This is a genomic window from Acinetobacter defluvii, from assembly GCF_001704615.3.
Taxonomy (GTDB): domain Bacteria; phylum Pseudomonadota; class Gammaproteobacteria; order Pseudomonadales; family Moraxellaceae; genus Acinetobacter; species Acinetobacter defluvii.
Map to the genome: position 1 here is coordinate 2,313,809 of NZ_CP029397.2, position 20,614 is coordinate 2,334,422.

At 36.5% G+C, this 20,614-nt stretch carries 18 protein-coding genes and 1 pseudogene; 10 read left to right on the top strand and 9 right to left on the bottom strand.

Annotated features, from left to right (window positions below; genetic code table 11):
- Positions 1 to 19 precede the first annotated feature (19 nt).
- Both DJ533_RS13455 and DJ533_RS13460 read left to right on the top strand, forming a co-directional pair.
- Positions 20 to 1,099, top strand: coding sequence for an OmpW/AlkL family protein (locus DJ533_RS13455; RefSeq protein ID WP_065994634.1), 1,080 nt, complete (start codon positions 20 to 22; stop codon positions 1,097 to 1,099).
- Between the two features lie 236 nt (positions 1,100 to 1,335).
- Positions 1,336 to 2,562, top strand: a complete 1,227-nt coding sequence (locus tag DJ533_RS13460) for an MFS transporter (protein WP_065994635.1) — start codon at positions 1,336 to 1,338, stop codon at positions 2,560 to 2,562.
- Between the two features lie 271 nt (positions 2,563 to 2,833).
- Here the strand turns inward: DJ533_RS13460 and DJ533_RS13465 are convergent, their stop codons facing one another.
- Complete coding sequence (locus tag DJ533_RS13465; protein WP_065994636.1) at positions 2,834 to 3,073, bottom strand: hypothetical protein; 240 nt, start codon at positions 3,071 to 3,073, stop codon at positions 2,834 to 2,836.
- 238 nt (positions 3,074 to 3,311) lie between these two features.
- Between DJ533_RS13465 and DJ533_RS13470 the strand changes: the two genes are divergently transcribed.
- From DJ533_RS13470 to DJ533_RS13480, 3 genes are all read left to right on the top strand, one after another.
- Positions 3,312 to 4,256, top strand: coding sequence for an ABC transporter permease (locus tag DJ533_RS13470; RefSeq protein ID WP_065994637.1), 945 nt, complete (start codon positions 3,312 to 3,314; stop codon positions 4,254 to 4,256).
- Complete coding sequence (locus DJ533_RS13475; protein WP_065994638.1) at positions 4,256 to 5,152, top strand: ABC transporter ATP-binding protein; 897 nt, start codon at positions 4,256 to 4,258, stop codon at positions 5,150 to 5,152. The genes DJ533_RS13470 and DJ533_RS13475 overlap by 1 nt, the downstream gene beginning before the upstream one ends.
- Positions 5,153 to 5,394: 242 nt before the next feature.
- A complete protein-coding gene (locus tag DJ533_RS13480) occupies positions 5,395 to 6,144 on the top strand; it encodes a DUF4850 domain-containing protein (RefSeq protein WP_065994639.1) in 750 nt (249 codons plus the stop codon).
- 82 nt (positions 6,145 to 6,226) lie between these two features.
- Here DJ533_RS13480 and sbmA read toward each other — a convergent pair whose 3' ends face one another.
- On the bottom strand, positions 6,227 to 7,426 hold the full coding sequence (gene sbmA, locus DJ533_RS13485; RefSeq protein WP_065994640.1) for a peptide antibiotic transporter SbmA: 1,200 nt from the start codon (positions 7,424 to 7,426) through the stop codon (positions 6,227 to 6,229).
- A gap of 239 nt (positions 7,427 to 7,665) precedes the next feature.
- On the opposite strand from sbmA, the gene DJ533_RS13490 reads away from it, so the two are divergent.
- Both DJ533_RS13490 and DJ533_RS13495 read left to right on the top strand, forming a co-directional pair.
- Positions 7,666 to 8,244: a DJ-1/PfpI family protein gene (locus DJ533_RS13490; protein WP_065994641.1), complete on the top strand. Its 579-nt coding sequence runs from the start codon at positions 7,666 to 7,668 to the stop codon at positions 8,242 to 8,244.
- Between the two features lie 214 nt (positions 8,245 to 8,458).
- Positions 8,459 to 8,647 carry a hypothetical protein gene (locus DJ533_RS13495; RefSeq protein WP_065994642.1) on the top strand — a complete coding sequence of 63 codons (189 nt, stop codon included), beginning with the start codon at positions 8,459 to 8,461 and terminating at the stop codon, positions 8,645 to 8,647.
- Between the two features lie 69 nt (positions 8,648 to 8,716).
- Here DJ533_RS13495 and DJ533_RS13500 read toward each other — a convergent pair whose 3' ends face one another.
- The 3 genes from DJ533_RS13500 to DJ533_RS13510 form a co-directional block, all read right to left on the bottom strand.
- Positions 8,717 to 9,952, bottom strand: a complete 1,236-nt coding sequence (locus DJ533_RS13500; RefSeq protein WP_171488565.1) for a tetratricopeptide repeat protein — start codon at positions 9,950 to 9,952, stop codon at positions 8,717 to 8,719.
- Positions 9,953 to 10,386: 434 nt separating this feature from the next.
- Positions 10,387 to 11,184, bottom strand: a complete 798-nt coding sequence (locus tag DJ533_RS13505) for an SDR family NAD(P)-dependent oxidoreductase (RefSeq protein ID WP_065994644.1) — start codon at positions 11,182 to 11,184, stop codon at positions 10,387 to 10,389.
- An 81-nt stretch (positions 11,185 to 11,265) separates the two neighbouring features.
- Complete coding sequence (locus DJ533_RS13510) at positions 11,266 to 11,958, bottom strand: hypothetical protein (RefSeq protein ID WP_065994645.1); 693 nt, start codon at positions 11,956 to 11,958, stop codon at positions 11,266 to 11,268.
- Between the two features lie 365 nt (positions 11,959 to 12,323).
- On the opposite strand from DJ533_RS13510, the gene DJ533_RS13515 reads away from it, so the two are divergent.
- The 3 genes from DJ533_RS13515 (at position 12,324) to DJ533_RS13525 (ending at position 17,244) form a co-directional block, all read left to right on the top strand.
- On the top strand, positions 12,324 to 15,218 hold the full coding sequence (locus tag DJ533_RS13515; RefSeq protein ID WP_065994646.1) for a valine--tRNA ligase: 2,895 nt from the start codon (positions 12,324 to 12,326) through the stop codon (positions 15,216 to 15,218).
- Positions 15,219 to 15,286: 68 nt separating this feature from the next.
- Positions 15,287 to 16,252, top strand: a complete 966-nt coding sequence (locus DJ533_RS13520) for a RipA family octameric membrane protein (RefSeq protein ID WP_065994647.1) — start codon at positions 15,287 to 15,289, stop codon at positions 16,250 to 16,252.
- Complete coding sequence (locus DJ533_RS13525; protein ID WP_065994648.1) at positions 16,249 to 17,244, top strand: 5'-nucleotidase; 996 nt, start codon at positions 16,249 to 16,251, stop codon at positions 17,242 to 17,244. Before DJ533_RS13520 ends, DJ533_RS13525 begins: the two co-directional genes overlap by 4 nt.
- 53 nt (positions 17,245 to 17,297) lie before the next feature.
- Here DJ533_RS13525 and DJ533_RS13530 read toward each other — a convergent pair.
- The 4 genes and pseudogenes from DJ533_RS13530 to DJ533_RS13545 all read right to left on the bottom strand — a co-directional run bounded on the left by DJ533_RS13530 (position 17,298) and on the right by DJ533_RS13545 (position 20,591).
- A pseudogene (locus DJ533_RS13530) lies at positions 17,298 to 17,723 on the bottom strand (endonuclease domain-containing protein).
- 150 nt (positions 17,724 to 17,873) lie between these two features.
- The gene (locus DJ533_RS13535) at positions 17,874 to 19,073 is read right to left on the bottom strand and encodes an alpha/beta hydrolase family protein (protein WP_065994649.1); all 1,200 of its coding nucleotides are present in this window, start codon (positions 19,071 to 19,073) and stop codon (positions 17,874 to 17,876) included.
- Positions 19,074 to 19,188: 115 nt separating this feature from the next.
- A complete protein-coding gene (gene ubiA, locus DJ533_RS13540; RefSeq protein WP_065994650.1) occupies positions 19,189 to 20,076 on the bottom strand; it encodes a 4-hydroxybenzoate octaprenyltransferase in 888 nt (295 codons plus the stop codon).
- 14 nt (positions 20,077 to 20,090) lie between these two features.
- Positions 20,091 to 20,591 carry a chorismate--pyruvate lyase family protein gene (locus DJ533_RS13545; RefSeq protein WP_065994651.1) on the bottom strand — a complete coding sequence of 167 codons (501 nt, stop codon included), beginning with the start codon at positions 20,589 to 20,591 and terminating at the stop codon, positions 20,091 to 20,093.
- Between the last annotated feature and the right edge of the window lie 23 nt (positions 20,592 to 20,614).

Consider the following 20,614-nt stretch of genomic DNA (forward strand, 5'->3'; position numbering starts at 1 on the left):
CGGACATGGAGTCCATTTTATGAAAAAAGTGTTTTTATGTTTGATGAGCAGCATTCCCCTTATCTCAACATGGTCTTATGCAGAATCTCCATATTTTAGTTTCAAAGATGGTGATGGTTTTAAACGTTTTTCTGTTTCAGTAGGTGCTTTGCATGTGATGCCGCAAGGTAAAGCCCAACCGATTGGGGTAAATACAGCTATCAAAGAAGGTGAAAAATCTAAAGTTGGTGATATTTCCATTGATTCTGTCAAAAAGAATATGGATCCAAATATGGATCCAAACTTGTCATCGACCTTTGTGAATTTTTTAGATGGTTTAGGTGTAGATACCTTATCGGGTGCGCTCAGTGGTACGGCTGAAATCCATGGTCTAAGTGAATGGAACAATGCTGGAACAGGATTAGAAGCGGAGGATGTCACTACTTTAGGTTTAATGACCAACTACTTCTTTACTGATCACGTTTCTGTTGAAGTGAAAGCGGGAATTCCACCAAAAGTCGATATTCAAGGGAAAGGGAAAATTTATGCGCCTTTTGAAGCCTCAGCTACACCTGAGGTGATTGGCATTCCCCTCCCCGAAATTGATATGAAGAATAATCTACTCATCACCGACTTAGAAAATCATGGTGGCGCTGTAGCTGAAGCACGTGCTTGGACGCCAGCGGCTGAACTGCAATATCACTTTGGTAAGACAGGTGTAAATAAATTTCGTCCTTATGTTGGTGTAGGGTTGATGTATGCTTATTTTAATGAGTTAGAGATGAATCCAAGCCTAGAAAAAGACTTGATTAATGCAGGTCATATGATCGCTAATATCAAACAAGGTCAAGCAGGTGCTGCACTCGATGGTAAAGAAAGTGCTGCAAAACCAGAGGTGAGTTTAGATGCAGATGATGCGATTGCCCCTGTAGCCACAGTGGGTTTTACTTATGATTTTAATGACCGTTGGTTTGCGGTAGGTTCAGTTAGTTATGCACAGCTCACAGGCGAAGCAAAAATTACCGTCAAAGATGAGAAATTAGGTGAACTTATCAATGCCAAAACCGATATCGAAATTAATCCTATTTTAGGCTATGCAGGTGTTGGTTATCGTTTTTAAGCAATAAGTAAATGTTTTATATTATTTTATTACCTATATTTAGATCATAAAATATAGGTAATTTTTCTATACAATTTTCCTGCCCAGTATTGCATTAAATTTAATAAAAATTATGTGATCATCTAATTTTTCATTTCATTCAATAACTTTACTTTATTGATTGATAAATTTTAATTCTATCGTCTTCATCAAGTGAATCCTATACAATTTCAACACCAAGAGACAATGGATGTTGTATGACGAACTCACTTGATGAAACCAGATTTTCTAAGCCTTTAATTTATATGCTCATTGGGAGTGCCTTTATTTTGGCGCTTTCGTTAGGTGTACGCCATGGATTTGGGCTGTATTTAGTTCCGATGAGCCACGAATTTAACTGGAATCATCAGGTTTTTAGCCTTGCCATTGCCATGCAAAATTTACTGTGGGGCGCAGTCCAACCTTTTACAGGTGCTTTGGCTGATAAATACGGCAGTAAAATTGTTGTTGCTGTTGGTGGTGTTCTCTATACCATCGGTTTGTTATTAATGTCGGTGAGTTCCGAAGCATGGTTGTTGGATTTAAGCGCTGGATTGATTATTGGTATGGCACTGTCAGCCACTTCTTTTTCAGTATTACTGTCTGCAGTCGGTCGTGCAGCACATCCAAGTAAACGTGGTATGGCAATGGGTATCGCCAGTGCTGCGGGATCATTTGGACAATTTATCATGCTGCCAACCACCTTATTATTGATTAAAAATGTAGGTTGGTCATCTGCCTTAGTAATTAGTGCGATTCTCATCGCATTGATCATACCATTGGCATGGATGCTCAAAGCACCGATGTATTCTGCGCCTGCTGCGATTTCAAAAATTACTCAGCCTGCTTTGAGTTTTAAACAAATTCTAAAAATTGCATTGTCACATAAGCCCTTTCTTTTTTTAGCCTTAGGCTTTTTTGTTTGTGGTTTTCAAGTTGTATTTTTAGGGATTCATTTACCAGGTTATCTTGTTGATCATGGTTTTGATGCCTCAAACGGTACAATTTTCCTCGCTCTAGTGGGACTATTTAATATCATCGGCACCTATACAGCAGGTATTCTTGGCGATAAATTTTCTAAACCGCACTTACTGATGTGGCTCTATGGTTTACGAGGTATCGCAATTGTAACATTTTTAATGTTGCCTTTAAGTGTTTGGACGATTTATAGCTTTGGGATCGTGATGGGATTATTATGGTTATCGACTGTCCCATTAACCAATGGTATTGTCGCAAATATGTTTGGAGTAAAATACCTGACTATGCTCAGTGGAATTGTATTCTTTACCCATCAGGTGGGTTCATTTTTTGGTGGCTGGCTGGGTGGCTTAAATCATGATTTAACTGGAAATTATAATGTGATTTGGGCGTGCTCAATTGTACTCAGTCTGTTTGGAGTATTTGTCCATTTCTTTGTAAATGAGGAAACCATTGTTGATGACTAACACATTTTCATGGTTAAAAATTAGTATTGTGTTAGGGCTTATTTTTTTATTTGCCCTTTCCACTTTACTTTGGTTAAGCACGCCTGAACTGTTTGCGTATTTTAATATGGCATTTTGTGCACATTAAAAATACTGTAGGTGTTTCAAAAATATGTTGATAAAAAATAGGCTAAACTTTGATTTAACTTTCTTTTGTCTCAACAATGAATTGATTTAAAGCCAACATACTTTTTTAGAACACCTCCACATGTCTTGAATCTCAATATTTTGCTTAAGATTCAACTTGGATTTGAGATTGAATTAAATCTTGTTGTATCTTTTGCTGTTTTTGGTGTTCAAATTTCTCAGCTTGCTGTTGACGAATACGATCATATTCTTTTTGATTTTCAGCATCATTTTTCGCAGCAAAAAACACAAGAGCAATCAAAATAACTGGAATTAGAATACCTAAACTTAAAGTAAGTAAAAGTTTTATATGCCTTTTTTTTGCTGTAGGTATTGTTGAATTCATGTGTGCTCATTCCTTAATCAAAAATAAACATTAGTTTGGCTTTGCACTATAACAAAAAACACTTTTCGATTGGATGTTAAAACTTTTTCTCTTGGTGATTTAAATACAGTATGCAGAAAAAATTAAATACTCCATCTGACTGCACGACATCAGCGATCAATATCAAACACAGATATGGCATTCATTTTGCTTATCAGTATTACATTTAATAAAAATGGTAATACTGGGGCGACACATTATGGCTTATGTTGCTAGTGAACTCGGTGCAAGACAAAAAATTTTGCTCGGTTTTGGTTCTTTTTTAATTCCTATTTTAATTTGGTGTGCTGTTAGTTATTTGCCATTTATTTGGCATCCACAAGTACAAATTACACAGTCAGGCAGTGTGCCATTTTTTCAAGTTAGCAGTCTTGTAGATAAAGCTGTTTTTTATGCTGAAGCACAAAATGCGGTAAATCAGGATATTACGCCACCACAAGGAAAATTAGTTAATCCGATTTATTTACCTGCACCGCATGAAGTCGCAATTGCTTTGGTCACAGCATTTACCACACCACCTGCACAAGCAGATGCACCATGGTTTCATCAGAGTTTATGGCACAGTATTAAAATTGTTTTTACTGCATTTTTTCTGTCCTCGCTGATTGGTATTCCGTTGGGAATTTTATGCGGATTTTCTAATACCATCTCCCAACTTACTGAGCCATTTGTAGAGTTTTTTCGTTACTTGCCTGCACCTGCCTTTGGTGCATTAGCAGTGGCGATTTTGGGAATTAATGATGCACCAAAAATTGCCATCATTGTGATTGGCACGTTATTTCAACAAGTCTTAATCATCGCCAATACCACGCGTATGGTAGATAAGGGCTTAATTGAGGCAGGTTTTACACTGGGTACCAATAAACTTAAAAGCTTATTTTATGTGGTGATTCCTGCTGCACTACCTGATATTTACCGTGATTTACGGGTTTTACTCGGTTGGGCATGGACGTATTTAATCGTATCAGAGCTGATCGGAACAACCTCTGGCATTACCTGGTTTATTACCCAACAAGCCCGTTATCAAAACTTTGACAATGTCTATGCGGCAATCCTCATTATTGGAATCATTGGTTTACTGTGTGATGTCATCCTCATGAAACTCGGTCAACGTCTGTTTAAATGGAAAATAGGAGTAAAATAATGAATCTTCATCCTGAACAATCTACTGACTTCGATCCAAAAGCCTATTTTGATGCGATTTATCAACGCCCTGTGATTTTGGAAGCAAAAAAGCTGACACAAATTTTTAAACATGATCAAGTTGAACGTACTATTTTAAATCAAATAGATCTAAAAATTCACAAACGAGAATTTATCTGTGTAATTGGTCCTTCAGGTTGTGGTAAGTCAACTTTCAGCCGTGTCGTAGCAGGCTTAGATCCTTATAGTCATGGTGAACTTTTGGTCGATGGTCAAAATATTCATGGTCCTAGCCCTGAACGTGGTATGGTGTTCCAAGGCTATACCCTATTTCCGTGGAAAACAGTGAAAGAAAATGTCATGTTTGGACCACTGATGAAAGGTGCGAGTAACCCTTCCGCAGAAGCTGCTGCACGAGAATGGATCAATATTATTGGTTTAGAAAAATATGAAAATCAATATCCACATCAATTGTCTGGTGGAATGAAACAACGGGTTGCCATTGCGCGTGCTTTGGTGAATGAACCCAAAATTTTATTAATGGATGAACCTTTTGGTGCACTTGATCCCCATACTCGTCAGAAAATGCAAAAACACTTGATGGACTTATGGCAAAATATTGATATTACAATTATTTTCGTAACACATGATATGGATGAGGCGATTTTATTGGCAGATCGAATCGTAGCACTCAAAGCCAATCCTGGGGAGATTAAAGAAATTATTGAAGTCAACTTACCTCATCCTCGTAACTCTGAACTTTTGAATACACCTGAATTTAAGCGTTTACGTGAGTGTGTTGATTTTCTTGTACATGCACAGGAAGATGAACTCGACCCTGCACTAGAAAATCTACCCAAAATTCCTCGGATGACCCAAGTCAGTACACATAAGTAGGTTCTTAAATTGTCGCAGTGAAATGATGCAGGTCAAGTTCGCCTGCATTTCATTAAACGCCAACCTAAAACATTGAAATATATTAAAGTTAAATCCATTCAAGCAATGCATTTTTTATTAACATTTTTTCAGTATAAATAGAGCACATCTAAAATATTTTTATCTCTGAATATTTTTAGGTGTCGCTTGTGCTTAAGCGTGATTAAATATACTTAGTACAATTACATAGTCATAACTATAAAATGAAATTTAAAATAATTTTCGCTTTTATTTGCTTACTCAGTACAACTACTTTGAGCTATGCAAAAATCAGTATATTTCAACCTAAATTTCCTCAATTTTCTGATCCTGTTCAAACACGTAAAATGCATAATCAGCAGTATTTTCTCGGCAACGCCACTTTTCAAGATCGAGTCAGTGTCCCCTATTATGGCGTAACAGCACTGAATCCTATAGATGAAGGTTTGATTGAAAAAATTCCAAAATGCCATACACAATCGTGTCATTTTGATTTTAAATTAGAGGAAAAGTACGCTAAACAATTAAAGCTACTTTACTTACCTGAAATAGGCGTGCTTTTGGTTCCTCGGCATTGGCAAGATATTCAAACCCATGCTGGTGCAAATGGTACAGGTTCAAGTTTACTCATGAGTCCAAATCATCAAGAAGCCATTTCTTTGTATGATTCTTCATTATGTGCGGGCTGCGGTTATCCTTCAGCGAGTTTGTATTTTCCCCACTTGCTCAAACAAAGTCTTGAATATGAATATGGCGGTACTCAAGACCGTAATAAAAAATTAACTTTGGTTTATCCCAATAAAACTACGGCATTTTTTAGTTATCAAATTCCAAAAATTAGTTATAAAACACATGGGGTTGCCAAATATATCGATGATGGAGATTTTAACTTTCGTGAAATTCATGTGACCTTTAATCAAAACAATCAAAGTTTAGTTCGTACGATTTTAAACTTCTATCACGCCACACATTAAAACCATTGACACCTATAGGCATTTAATAAAAAAGAGAACATTTGGATATGCTCTCTTTTTAAAGTTGTTAAAGTTTTGAAAATTATTTCTCGTCTAATACAGACTCAAAGGCTTTTAGACGTTTATGAATAGATAAAAGTTCAATGATGGTTTTCCATGAGCTAATAAGATATTGAAAAGACTCTCGTACCTTATCAAATACATTTCCAATTTGTGTCATCAATCCCAATGTAATTGTTCCTGCTGCGATGGATGGAAATAATACGACTAAACTGTATAAAATATCTAATTGAATATACCAAATGCTCACTAAATTAAAATAAGCATAATGAAAATATAAACGGAAATAATTCAGTCTTACTTTAGAAAAGAGTTCTTTTAAGGTGGTTGGTTTTGCCCGATCTACATAATCCTCACCATAGACTAACTCTTTACGATAAGCTGCTTCTACTTTTTGATTATTAAACTCTAACCCAGGGAGTTTAATCCCCACTACCATCAATAAAACTGTACCAAAGATCGCCCAACTCACTGCTGCCCAAACCAATGAATATTTTATTTCACCAATAACAGGCAGTACGGGCACATATGTCGATAATTGAATCAATACAGGTAAAAATGCAATAAGTACCATTACTGCTTTAATTAAATCAATGCCTAAGGACTCCATTGTCGTTGCAAAACGCATGGTATCCTCTTGTACACGTTGTGATGCACCTTCAACATGACGTAATCGAGCCCAATGCAATGTGTAGTATTCATTCATCGCCGTACGCCAACGAAAGATATAATGACTCACAAAAAAGTTGTTTAATACTGCTAAGGTGACACCTACAATTGCGATATATAAAAAATCGAGAAGTCCCAAATATAATTTAGCAATATCCCCCCCTTTATTGGAAAGCATCTGTTGAATTAGATCATAAAAAGGCATATACCACGCATTAATCGCAACAGAAACTTGCACGCCAAACCACACATTAAATAAAATAAATGCCGATCCCCACACTGACCATGCTTGCCATTTATGATCAGATCGCCATTTCCAAAGTCCTGCAAATATTGCTGTCGCAGTAAAAAACCATAAATAAAACCATAAAAACTTTGCTGACCAAAAACGACTTACATTAATCGGTAATTCAGCATTAGCATAACCTTGCGGAAAACCGATAAATTCGCCCCATGCTTTTCCTCCGCTATACCATAAGATTAGGTTGATCACGAACCATACTAACAAAGACCCAAAAAACCATTTTGGATTTGGAAAAAAAGACTTAAACATTGAACATTCATTTCCTTAGTCATTTTTTAAATTTAGATTTTCATACTATGCCTAAAAGCTTAAATAAAAATATGGCACTCACTTAATTTTTTTATATTTTAGTAACTTGTCATACTACTTACATACAAAAACGCTGTATTTTCAAACTTATCTTTATATCTATTGGTCTGATTAAGTCGCTCATATCAATCTGCTATGGTCGATCTATAAGTATCACGCAAGTTAAAAAGGAAAATCTTATGTCTAAACAAATTTTGATGTTGGTGGGTGACTATGTCGAAGATTATGAAACGATGGTGCCATACCAGTTTTTAACAGGCTTAGGCTATACAGTACATGCTGTTTGCCCGGATAAAAAAGCAGGTGATACGGTAGCTACCGCTATTCATGATTTTGAAGGCGAGCAAACTTATAGTGAAAAACGTGGTCATAATTTTGCTATTAATTATGATTTTGCAGCAGTGAATAGTGCTGATTATGTTGGTCTTGTCATTCCTGGTGGGCGTGCACCTGAATATTTGCGTATGAATACACGTGTGATTGAAATTGTACGTGAGTTTGATGCAGCCAAAAAACCAATTGCAGCAGTTTGTCATGGTGCACAACTTTTAGCAGCAGCAGATGTGCTTCAAGGTCGTTTGTGTTCAGCTTATCCTGCTTGTGCTGCTGAAGTGAAACTTGCTGGGGGGCAATATGCAGACATTGCTGTGACTGAAGCAGTTACGGATGGGCATTTGATTACCGCTCCTGCTTGGCCTGCTCATCCTGCATGGTTAGCACAATTTATTAAGGTTTTAGGTGCAACAGTACAACTTTAATAAGATAATTATCAGTGGTGTGAGATATTTTGCAGAGCAAATATTATTTTCATATAAAATTTGATCAATATCTCACACAGCTAAAGAGTTAATCTGTAATCAAGTCAATACAACTGCTTGTATGGTTTAAGTTTCAATTCAATAAAATAATCATTTAGACATGCCATAATCTTATTCATAACTTTATTTTTGAATCATTATCTAGGATATATTTATGGATATCATCGAATTATTGCAACCGATGACCTTAAAAAAAGGTGACTTAGAACCGATTACCATTGCGGCTGGTACTTTATTAAAAGTTAAAATGGAAAATCCTTCTTCATATTTGGTTGAGGATGAGTCTGGAATTTCCTTTTTAGTTAATTTTAAAGATGAAGATACGGTGTGGAAAAAACTTTAATCTTTTATTCAAGTCAGTACTTAGATACTGACTTTCTTTTTAAAGCTGTAAACTCTAAATTTATGTCTATTATTTTTTATATGTTTCTATATACCAATTTCCAGACTCCAAATGATCAGTATATAATTTAGACAACATTAAATAAAAATATTTTTCTTTTAGCTCTTTTACATCATATTCACAAATTATCTGATGGTGCTGATCTCTCAACCTCCAACCCACTGTATCTGTGATTTTAAAGTCATGATGAACTTTAACTTTTTTATTCGCCTCAATTCGTCCGATATAAAAACCATCGTCATATTCTAGGGTTTTTAATGGAAATATAATACCTTTTGAATCATAGCCTTGACTATCATGGATCAGGATACTTTGTTGTGCTGTGGGCCAAATACAGTAACGTAAATAGTGCTGATCCATCACCCTTTCGATCAAATAGCGATCTCTGTGTAAAAATTGCTGTATATCCTGTGCGATATTTTCAAAAACACCCGTACAACCTGCAAACATACCTGCCAAAAGTAACTCAACATGGTCATAAGCATCATGCATACAGTGAAAATAACGTTTTGAACTAATCCAATCTTCAATGGCTGCTTTTTCTTTATAAGATAAAAATGAATCTGCATCTCGTACTAAAAAGCGTTTAACTTTCGGATCATCCATCACAAAAAACCGCCAAAATAATCCAGAAATTTGTTTTTGTTGCGCATTTACATAAATGATTTGTGCACCTAAAGCTTGAAGTCGTATCACCACCTGCTGTGGTACAGTTTCATCTATATAAAAACGACATGTCCATTCCGGAAAGATTTTTTGGGCAAATTTCACATTTAAAACTGCACCTTCACAATAGCGAGGTGAATCTCCAAACAAGGAGTAACTAATGATATTTTCTAATACTTGATTTCGATCAAAAACAGGAGCTTCTGATGTGAGTAAAGCTATCTTAGGTTCATCTTTGACCTGATCTTTTTTAGCTTGATTGGCTAAACGCCCATAATATTGTTGTTGCTGGCTATCCTTTAAAAAGTAACAGACCTCACACATTGCATCGTAAGTATTAATTTCAACTGCATGGGGATGATACTGGATCGCACGTTGCAAATAATCGTATGCAACTTGATAATGACCCAAACGCATTTCTGTAATCGCTAAATCACATAATACATTTTGATGTCTAGGTACGACTTGGATTAACTCTAAAAGTTGCTGGTTTGCACGATAATAGTCACGTATTTTGAATGCTGTTCGAATACTACTGGCTTTTTCTGCTAGATATTGATTTAGTTGTTCTAAAGTCATTTCACTCTTTAACATAGTTATCTTTTTCACTCAAATGTGTAGCTTTAAGCGCATACTAACCCACAGCGCTTCACTTTTTCTAACTCAATTTCATAAACATACTCATTTTTAAGTACTTTAGACACACGGTATTGCTGTCCATAAAATTTTAGAATAAATTTCTGTTGTAATGCCTGAGCTTTAAGCTTTTTACAATTTTTTAGTACCATTTTGCATTTATAGAATATTTGATTAAATAGAATAATAGTTTACAGTCAAAAAATGATGAGATGAGTCAGCCACATCAGATTGTTTTAAAACGGCTGAAAGTTTGGGATTCATTTGTGCAATCAATAGCAAATACCATTGTATTCGTTACAATATAAGAGAAAAATCCACAGGCTAACTTTAATTTTATTTTCATGTAGATTTCTCTTATATTTTTAAACACGCGTTTATTTCACTTTCATCTTCCGAATCATTTTATATAAAATTTTCGGTGAAATACGTGACACTAACACGCCAAGTTTTTCTTTACGTCCACCCACCACAATAAATTCTTCACCTTTTTGCAGCGCTTCAACTGTTTGTTGCGCAAACGCCTCAGCATCTAAACCATTTTCAATGGCTTCATCCTGATGTCCTTGCGGCTTACCTTCACCATTCAACGCATTAAACGATACATTAGTTTTGACAAAACCAGGGAAAATGACTGAAACATTGACCCCATCTTGCGCCACTTCAGCACGTAAGCTATTTGCCCACATATGAATCGCAGCTTTTGCAGCCGAGTAAGATGCGCGATATTGCGTCCCCAACAAACCTGTAATACTCGACACATAAGCAATCCGACCTGATTTTTGCGCTAAAAAAGTCGGTAAAACCGTTTTGGTTAAAAAGACTTGTGAAAAATAGTCAATTTCCATAATGGCACGTTCAGTTTGCATAGTGGTATCTACAATCAAGGCACGTTGACTTAAGCCAGCATTATTAATCAGCCAATCAATCCGCCCTTTTTCTTTCAACACTTGCTCGTAGGCATGGCGAACCTGTGATTCATGGGTAATGTCCATAGCAACCGAAATGTGCCGATCTGGATGTAGCAAACTGATTCGGACATTTTCAAGCTCATCTAAACGGCGTGCACTTAGTACCACATGTGCACCTTGTAAAGCACACTCTTTGGCTAATGCTTTACCTAAACCCGATGAAGCTCCAGTAATCCAAACAACCTTATTTTCTATTCCTTCCATGACATCTATTCCTCACCCATTTATTGTAAATATGCCATAAAAACAATTTCATGCAAACCATTGATCAATGGCTAAAATATGCTATGCACGTACCAAAAAGTGGTTAAAATGTTTTGCATAATGTTGTGCTTTTTCAGCATCACTGGCTTTGTATTCATCACCCACTTTTTCAAGTCGTTTATAGCCTGTACTGGTGATCATATTGATCACACCATTTAAGGTTTTATCGACCACAAAGTTAAATTTTAATAACGTTTTTGGATCACGAATGAACTCAGAAATCCCCAGATCAATAATTTTTACCAAATTTTTCAAGGTTGCAGGCAAAGCTTGAATATTTCCCGCTAAAACTTGTTCAATATTTTGACTAGCTTCCTCACCTAACTGACGATCGAGTACATAGTACATATAGATTTGCTCAGGGTTTGAATGATCAAACTTTTGTAAAATATGATTTGCAACGGGTTTTAAACGATCATTACCAAAAAATGAAATTGACCATGGCATATATTTTCTAAGCGCACTTTCAATTTGTTCAAATATTTGTTCAGCTTCTTTTAAACTTTTTTGTCCTGCTGCATCCAAAGTTTTGCCTCGTTTTTCTTCAATTAAGCGTCCAAAAACTTGCTCTAAAACCTGACAAGACATTTCGGTAAATATACTCCCCAATTGTTTAGATAAACTTTCCTTGTCACCTTGGTTCAAACGCTCAGTCACATTTTTTAACGCTTGATACGTTTCGGTATTGATTGCTAAGTTAATTTTGTAAGTCATGCAAATCAGCCTTTTGTTAATATTATGGGTCAACGGTGTTGAGATATTAGCAAAGCATTATTGCTTATGCATTGTCTTTTTATCCTTGTTTTTGGGTTTTCACTGACGATTAAGCCACTCTTTTAGCTCAGGTTTTATAGTTTTTATTGTAATTTTGACTAATTTAGTAGGATATTTCACTGTTTTTATTTTTGTTTTTAATATTTTTTTGAACAACATACAAATGCTACACAAGCTAGATTTTTAAAGATCAAATTTAAAAATCATGTCTAAGCAGTAAATGAGCTGAATCAGAATCAACAAAGCCGATAAATATTTTGCTACAATGAATACAATTTTTTATCTACTTTTGATCTGTTTAGACTATGACTGATTCAGCGCAAAACATTGCTACGACTTACGATCCTACCGAGATCGAGAAAAAATGGTATAAGACTTGGGAAGAGAATGGCTACTTCAAACCCTCTCGTGAGGGAGAATCATTCTGTATCATGATTCCGCCACCAAACGTCACGGGTAGCTTGCACATGGGTCATGGTTTTAACAATGCCATCATGGATGCTTTGACGCGCTACAACCGTATGTCTGGCAAAAACACTTTATGGCAACCAGGGACTGACCATGCGGGCATCGCAACCCAGATGGTGGTTGAACGTCAACTGGGTGCACAAAACATTAGTCGCCATGATTTAGGTCGTGAAAAGTTCATCGACAAAATCTGGGAATGGAAAGAACAATCAGGTGGCACGATTACGCGTCAAATCCGTCGCCTAGGTTCGTCTGTAGACTGGTCACGTGAACGCTTCACTATGGATGAAGGTTTATCGAATGCAGTAAAAGAAGTATTCGTTAGATTACACGAAGATGGTTTGATCTACCGTGGTAAACGCCTCGTAAACTGGGATCCAAAACTACAAACTGCCCTTTCTGACCTTGAAGTTGAGTCTGATAAAGAAGAACAAGGTTCATTGTGGCATTTCAAATATTTCTTTGAAGATAAGTCACTTCGCACACACGATGGTAAAGATTACATCGTGGTTGCAACAACTCGTCCTGAAACTCTACTCGGTGATAGTGCCGTTGCAGTTGCACCTGATGATGAACGTTATGCACACCTTGTAGGTAAAAACATTATCCTGCCAATTACAGGTCGTGCAGTTGCGATTGTTAAAGATGAATATGTAGACAAAGAGTTCGGTACAGGCTGTGTAAAAATCACCCCTGCACATGACTTCAATGACTATGACGTAGGTAAACGCTGTGAATTGCCAATTATCAATATTTTCAACAAAAATGCTGAGATCTTGGCTGAGTTTGAATACATCGCGAAAGCGGGTGAACAAATTTCTAAAACCATCCCTGCACCTGCTGAATATGTGGGTTTAGAACGTTTTGCTGCACGTAAGAAATTAGTTGAACAAGCTGAAGCTGAAGGTTGGTTAGATCAAATTCAACCGTACACATTGAAACCACCTCGTGGTGACCGTTCAGGTGTGATCGTTGAGCCATTACTGACAGATCAATGGTATGTGAAAATTGCACCCCTTGCTGAACCTGCAATCAAAGCGGTTAAAGATGGCGACATCAAATTTGTACCTGAGCAATATAGCAACATGTACATGGCTTGGATGAATAACATTCAGGACTGGTGTATTTCTCGTCAATTGTGGTGGGGTCACCGAATTCCTGCTTGGTACGATGCTGAAGGCAACATCTACGTGGGTCGTAACGAAGAAGAAGTTCGTGCAAAAAATAACATTGCCACTGATGTTGAACTAAAACAGGACGAAGACGTTTTGGATACATGGTTCTCGTCTGCGCTGTGGACATTCTCAACTTTAGGTTGGACGGGCGACGAAGCGAAAGATAAACAAAACTATTTCTTAAATACTTTCCATCCAACTGACGTACTTGTGACTGGTTTTGACATCATCTTCTTCTGGGTTGCACGTATGATTATGTTTACGTTGCATTTCATGAAAAATGAAGATGGTACGCCACAAGTTCCGTTCAAAACTGTTTATGTACATGGTTTAGTCCGTGATGGCGAAGGTCAGAAAATGTCTAAGTCTAAAGGGAACGTACTTGACCCATTAGATTTGATTGACGGTGTTGATCTTGAAACTTTGGTACAGAAACGTACTACTGGTTTGATGAACCCGAAAACTGCGCCGAAAATCGAAAAAGCGACGCGTAAAGAATTCCCAGAAGGGATTCAAGCTTACGGTACAGATGCGGTTCGTTTCACATTCTGTGCACTTGCCAATACGGGTCGTGACATCAAATTCGACATGAAACGTGTTGAAGGTTACCGTAACTTTGCCAATAAAATTTGGAATGCAACACGCTTCGTGATGATGAACTGTGAGCAACAACCAATTGGTCAGGAAGTTCGTCAAGACCTTTGGGAATTACCTGAACAGTGGATCGTCAGTCGTTTACAGAAAGCTGAACAAGCGGTTCAAACGGCATTTGCAACCTATCGTTTAGATTTGGCTGCGCAAGCAATTTATGAATTCATCTGGAATGAATACTGTGACTGGTATGTTGAGCTGACTAAGCCTGTACTGAATGATGAAAATGTATCAACTGAACGTAAAGCTGAAGTTCGCCGTGTTCTTCTTGCGGTGATGGAAGCTTCTTTACGTTTGGCACATCCATTGATGCCTTTCTTAACAGAGGAAATCTGGCAGACACTTGCGCCGATGATCGGCATCAAAGGTGATACCATCATGCTGGCGCAATACCCTGTTGCCAATCCTGAACGTATCAATGAGCAAGCGGAAGCTGATATGCAATGGCTTCAAGGTTTGATTGGTGCGGTTCGTAACATCCGTGGTGAAATGGGCTTAGGTAATGCACGTTTGTTGCCTGTTCTGCTTCAAAACACCACTGATACTGAAAAAGCACAGATTGCACGTATTGAGCCGTTGTTTAAAGCATTGGCAAAAGTTGAAAGCATTACTTTCCTTGCAGATGCTGAACAACCACCATTGTCATCGTCTTCTGTCGTTGGTCACGTGTCTGTATTTGTCCCGATGAAAGGTTTGATTGATCCTAAAGCGGAATTGGGTCGTCTACAAAAAGACTTCGACAAGGTTCAAAAGCAACATGACCAAATTGCGACTAAATTGGGCAATGAAGGTTTTGTGGCGAAAGCCCCTGCTGCTGTGGTTGAAGGCGAGAAAGTTAAACTTGCTGAGTTCGCTGATCAGTTAGCGAAGATTAAAGCGAATATGGAGCAGATTGCGGCGCTTTAAGGTGTTGTAATTTAATAAATAAGATGTAAGATAAAAGGCTGATTATTCAGCCTTTTATCTTTAACTACATGAAAGATTTTTTTCAAGACTTTTTTACCAAAAATATCACTAACAACGATAATAGAACTTTTAATAATAATATTGTAATTGAAGGTCAAAATAATCCATTTGAGAAAACAAAGGATGAAGAACATCTAGGGCGATTAAAAAGTGTTTATGAAATTACTATAGCAACAAGAAACTTAGAAATTGGACAACTAGTTCAAAGAAATAATTTTTTTATGATATTTCAGGGTGTTTTATTTGCATGTTTAATTTATTCAAGCAATACGGTCCCATACGTCCATCTAATTCTTTGCTCAGTAGGATTTTATGTTGCCTATTCTCAGACTGCTGTTGCGGCTGGAGCTAAATATTGGCAAGAATTTTGGGAGAAAAAATTAGAAACCATAGAACAGCATCTTTTAAAGTTTTATAAAAAAGATGATAAGAATCTGGCTGTAGATAGTAATCTAACTGAATTTTATCAATTGTTCTCGACAGAACAATCTGAAATAAATGGCGATGTTATAAAACAATTAGATAGAAACACTGACAATAACAGTTTTACAAGCAAAGTAAATAATTTTTGGAGTCTCAACTTAAATCGAAGTTTTATAAATTACTTTACATTTTTAAAAGTTATCTATAGTAGAGAACTCATTTTAGCTAAACCATCTGTAAGTAAAATTCCAATTCGTGTTGGAAGATTTTTTATGATAGCGTGGGGGTTATTATTTATATCTACATTATGGTTTCCAAACAAATGGCTAGAAAATAAAAACTTGAATGAAAGTTTTTTACGAGGTTTTCCAACTCATAAAGAAGCAGCTAAGCAAGAAATTTATTTTTCAGCTGATAAACCTATTAGCAATACAGCCATCCCACTAAATATTCAAATTAAAGATTTAGAAAAAATTAATAAAAATCAAAGAATTAATATTGAATTATCAATTAATGGTCAAAAAATTGAAGCTAAAGGAGTAATTAAATGAGTGGGTATGATTTAGAACAAAAACTTGTTATAGGCTTAGCTTCAAGTGCATTGTTTAATCTAGAAGAATCAGATGAAGTATTTAGAACTCAAGGAGAACTAACATATCGTGAATATCAGCGTGAACATGAAAATATCCTCTTAGAACCAGGCGTAGCTTTTCCCTTTATTCAACGACTTCTTAGTTTGAACAGTATTTTCCCCAAAGATAAACCATTTGTTGAAGTTATCCTCCTTTCTCGTAATGACCCTAATACAGGATTACGAGTCATGAACTCTATTGAACATTATGGTTTAGGGATTAAAAGAGCAATTTTTTTACAAGGTCGCACACCACATAAATACATCAATGCTTTAAATATTAGCTTATTTCTTTCAGCCAATGAAACTGATGTTAATCAAGCAATACTTGCCGGATATCCTGCTGGTTTAATATTAAAAGGCCACATATTTGATGTAGCACATGATAAAGAGCTACGCATTGCTTTCGACTTTGATGGAGTGATCGCTGATGATTCTTCCGAACAAGTCTATAAAGAAAGTGGTCTTGGCGCATTTATTGAAAATGAAGAAAATTTAGCTAATCAACCTGCAAATATTGGTCCTTTACATAAATTATTAAAAGAACTTTCAACTTTACAAAAAGAAGAAATTAAATATCAGTCTCAAAATTCTGATTATAAAAGTAGATTAAGACTTTCTATTGTTACAGCAAGAAATGCACCTGCCCATAAAAGAGTCATAAACTCTTTAAGAGCGTGGGGAATAGATACAATAAACGAAGCGTTTTTCTTAGGCGGTATTGAAAAACGTAGAGTCTTAGAAATTTTAAATCCACATATTTTCTTTGATGATCAAGTTACTCACCTTGAAAGAACTGCTAACAGTATTGCATCTGTTCACATCCCCTTTGGTATAGCCAATAAAAAAGCTGATCCTAAACAAGCTATTGTATCTAATGATCAGAAGAAAATATCCGCAGAAAATAGCTAAATTTTATACCCTCTCCCATAGGGAGAGAGAGCAATCCTTTACTAATTTTCTTACTATTTGATACGTAATGAAGTTTCCTCTCCTTTCAGGAGATGAGCAGCACTGCTGCGCAAGGGAGAGGTGCTTTTTAATTCATTACAAACACTCCACAAATCTTCTAAAACCACCTCAGTATTCCCCAACACATCATGATTCCAATACCGCACCACTTTAAAACCCAAAGCCTCTAAAAATTGAGTCCGTTCGGCATTATATTCAACTGCATCATCAGTCCCATGCTGACTGCCATCTAACTCAATCACCAAACCAAGCTCATGACAGTAAAAATCCATAATATACGGCGCAATCACATGCTGACGACGAAACTTTAAATCCATAAATCATCTAGCACGTAAAATCTGCCACATCAAATATTCTGCATCCGTAGCATGGCTACGCATATTTTTAGCAAATTCTAATAATGATGAATTTATTTTCATTTTTATTCTCTTTCATATGCCTTTCAAAAACAGATTAAAAATCAATATTCAGCAAACAACACATAATTTAACTCAAATAAAAAACGCCCCATGCAAAGCATCAGACGTTTCTTTAAAACACGTTAGAATCAATTTTCAAACATATTCAGACTATTGACGCATTAATACATCCACATCATTCACCAATGCAGGAATATTATCTGATACAGCCGTACTATGTGTTTTTCCTTCTAAAAGCTTTAAATGAACATCAGTTTTTTTCGCCAACATATTTTCGACTAATTTTACCGTGATTGGATAAGGCACTGTGGTATCGGCTTTACCTTGATAAATATAAACTGGTTTTTCAAGTTTAATTTTCGCTGGAGTATTATCCGCTAAGTAATTTGCAATATCAGGATCTTCTTTAAAATTTGGCTGTAAGGCTTGATACTTACTCAGATTACCGTGATTTGCTTGTAAACTATTAGCAATGTCTTTACCAAATTCTACTGCTAACTCTGGTGAACATAAACTCTCAGCTTTCTCAGCAAGTGGCACTTTAGCATCTACAAATGCCTGATTATATTTAAAAGTTGTAGAGCCTGCTTTTATCCCTGAACTGACAATCGCAGCATACGTATGTAGAGTTGCACTAACCTCAGTTGCACTTTTAAAATCTTGTGCAATTGCTAAATTATTAGCAACATCCATTCCCATATCTAAGGTTTCAGCAAGATATGATGCGGGTGCGATTGCAATAGTTCCTTTAAAATTATAACTAGGTAATGCTTTACTGTATTCAGCCGCAGCTAAAGCCGCATGACCACCTTGCGACCAACCGATCACACTCCAATTTTTAGATAAATTACCATAATGTTTATTCGCCTCATCTAAAGCAAATAAAATTGATTTTGCAGCACTTTGTAGATTGAGATAAGGATGTGCAACTTTTTTATTGCCTAAACCCTCATAGTCTGGGGCAACTACTGCATAACCTTTTTGTAGCAATGCCATAATCAAGTTTTTTTCCAAACCATCTAATGCATTTGCAGATGGTGCACATTGATCTGCTGCACCCGTTGTACCATGTGCCCACACAACAACTGGCCATCCACCTACAGGCGCATTGCCTTTAGGCGTAAAGACTAAAGTGGTTGCATCAATATTTTTATTTAAAACACTTGGCATGGTATAAGTAAAAATATCGTGTTTATTCGCTACATTCGCAACATCATTATCGACTTTAAATGTTTTAGTTTTTGATTCTCCAATAAAACTAAAATCATTATCGTCATCGCTACATCCTGCAAAAAATAGAACCGAACTACAACTTAAAGCGATTAGAGATTTTTTAAGTAACTGTTGCATATGCAAATCCTCATTTTATTGTTGTTAAGCTCTTCATGAGCATTGATCTAATAAAACATAAAAAAAAGCATCTTACTAGGATGCTTTCATGAAAATGCAGTGATTTTATGCTTTTTTAATTTTTAAAATACAACGCCACAAAAATACCTACAAAAATGATCAATCCAACCCAACGATTATGGCGAAACGCCCAAAAACAACGTTGTGGGTCACGATCATTGGTTTTTGTCCATTGATAAATAAAATCAACCACCACCACCAATAATGCAATTAGACCATAAGGAAATAATAAATTCTCTAAATATAAGCTCGCACCAATCAAAATGACAGCCGTGGCTTGCAACAAAGAGATGATTTGAATGTCATATTTTCCAAATAAAATTGCAGTCGACTTCACCCCGATTTTTAAATCATATTCACGATCTGTAATGGCATACTGTGTATCATACGCCACTGTCCATGCCAAATTACCAAAATACAATAACCAACATGTCCAGTCCAAAGGCTTACCCATGGCTGTAAACGACATCGGAATACCCCATGAAAATGCCATGCCCAAAACCACTTGCGGTAAATGGGTATAACGCTTCATAAATGGATAAATAAATGCCAAGACCAAACCAGCCAAAGCACAGTAAAAAGTTGCTATTGGTAAGAAAAACAACGTACATGCACTGGCTGCAACCAAGGCAACAAATACCCAAACTGCTTCTGTCGCAGAAATAACGCCTGTTGCCAAAGGTCTGTTCTTGGTGCGTTCGACATGTGCATCAACTTTTCGATCAGCAAAATCATTGATCGCACACCCTGCTGCACGCATAAAAATCGTGCCTAAAACCATTGCGATTAAGGTCACGGTGTCAGGAATACCACCTGCTGCAATCCATAATGCCCACATGGTTGGCCAAAATACCAACTCTGTACCGATTGGTTTATCAAAACGACACAGATAATAATATGCTTCTAAGCGGTCACGCCATGTGGTTTGTTGCAGAGTTGCCATGAAAATCCAACACCTTATTTCAACGATTTACTTTCAAGGAATTGCTCAAAAGCAGGTAAAAAAGTTTCTTGCACAATAAATTTGCAGCCATGCCAAGTATAACAACTTTGGCGTGTCCAACCATCTTCTAAAAGTAATACTCGACGCTCACACGCAGGATTTGTACGTTGAAATAAAAACTTTCCAATCGGTTTACGCCCAATGTGCTGAAACAGCCGAGCACGTTTTTGTAAGCTTAAAATCGGAAAAATACTTTTGGCTTTGACCCAAGCATCCCGCTCACAACCATATAAAGAACTTTCACGTACCCATGCTGTATGTTGATTTGGCATATTCATCCACTGACTATCCAAAAAGTTTAAACGTTGGAAATGTTCTTCGGTCGGTTCAACTTTAAATACACCATCCGCAAGATCTGTCAGTTGTTGTGTGAGGGAACCTTGGGCATACAGCCATGTGATTAAATGTTCAGGAATATGGGAAACCTGTTTGCGGCTAGCAGCAATCAATGTCATTTCCTTGAAATGTTAAATAAACA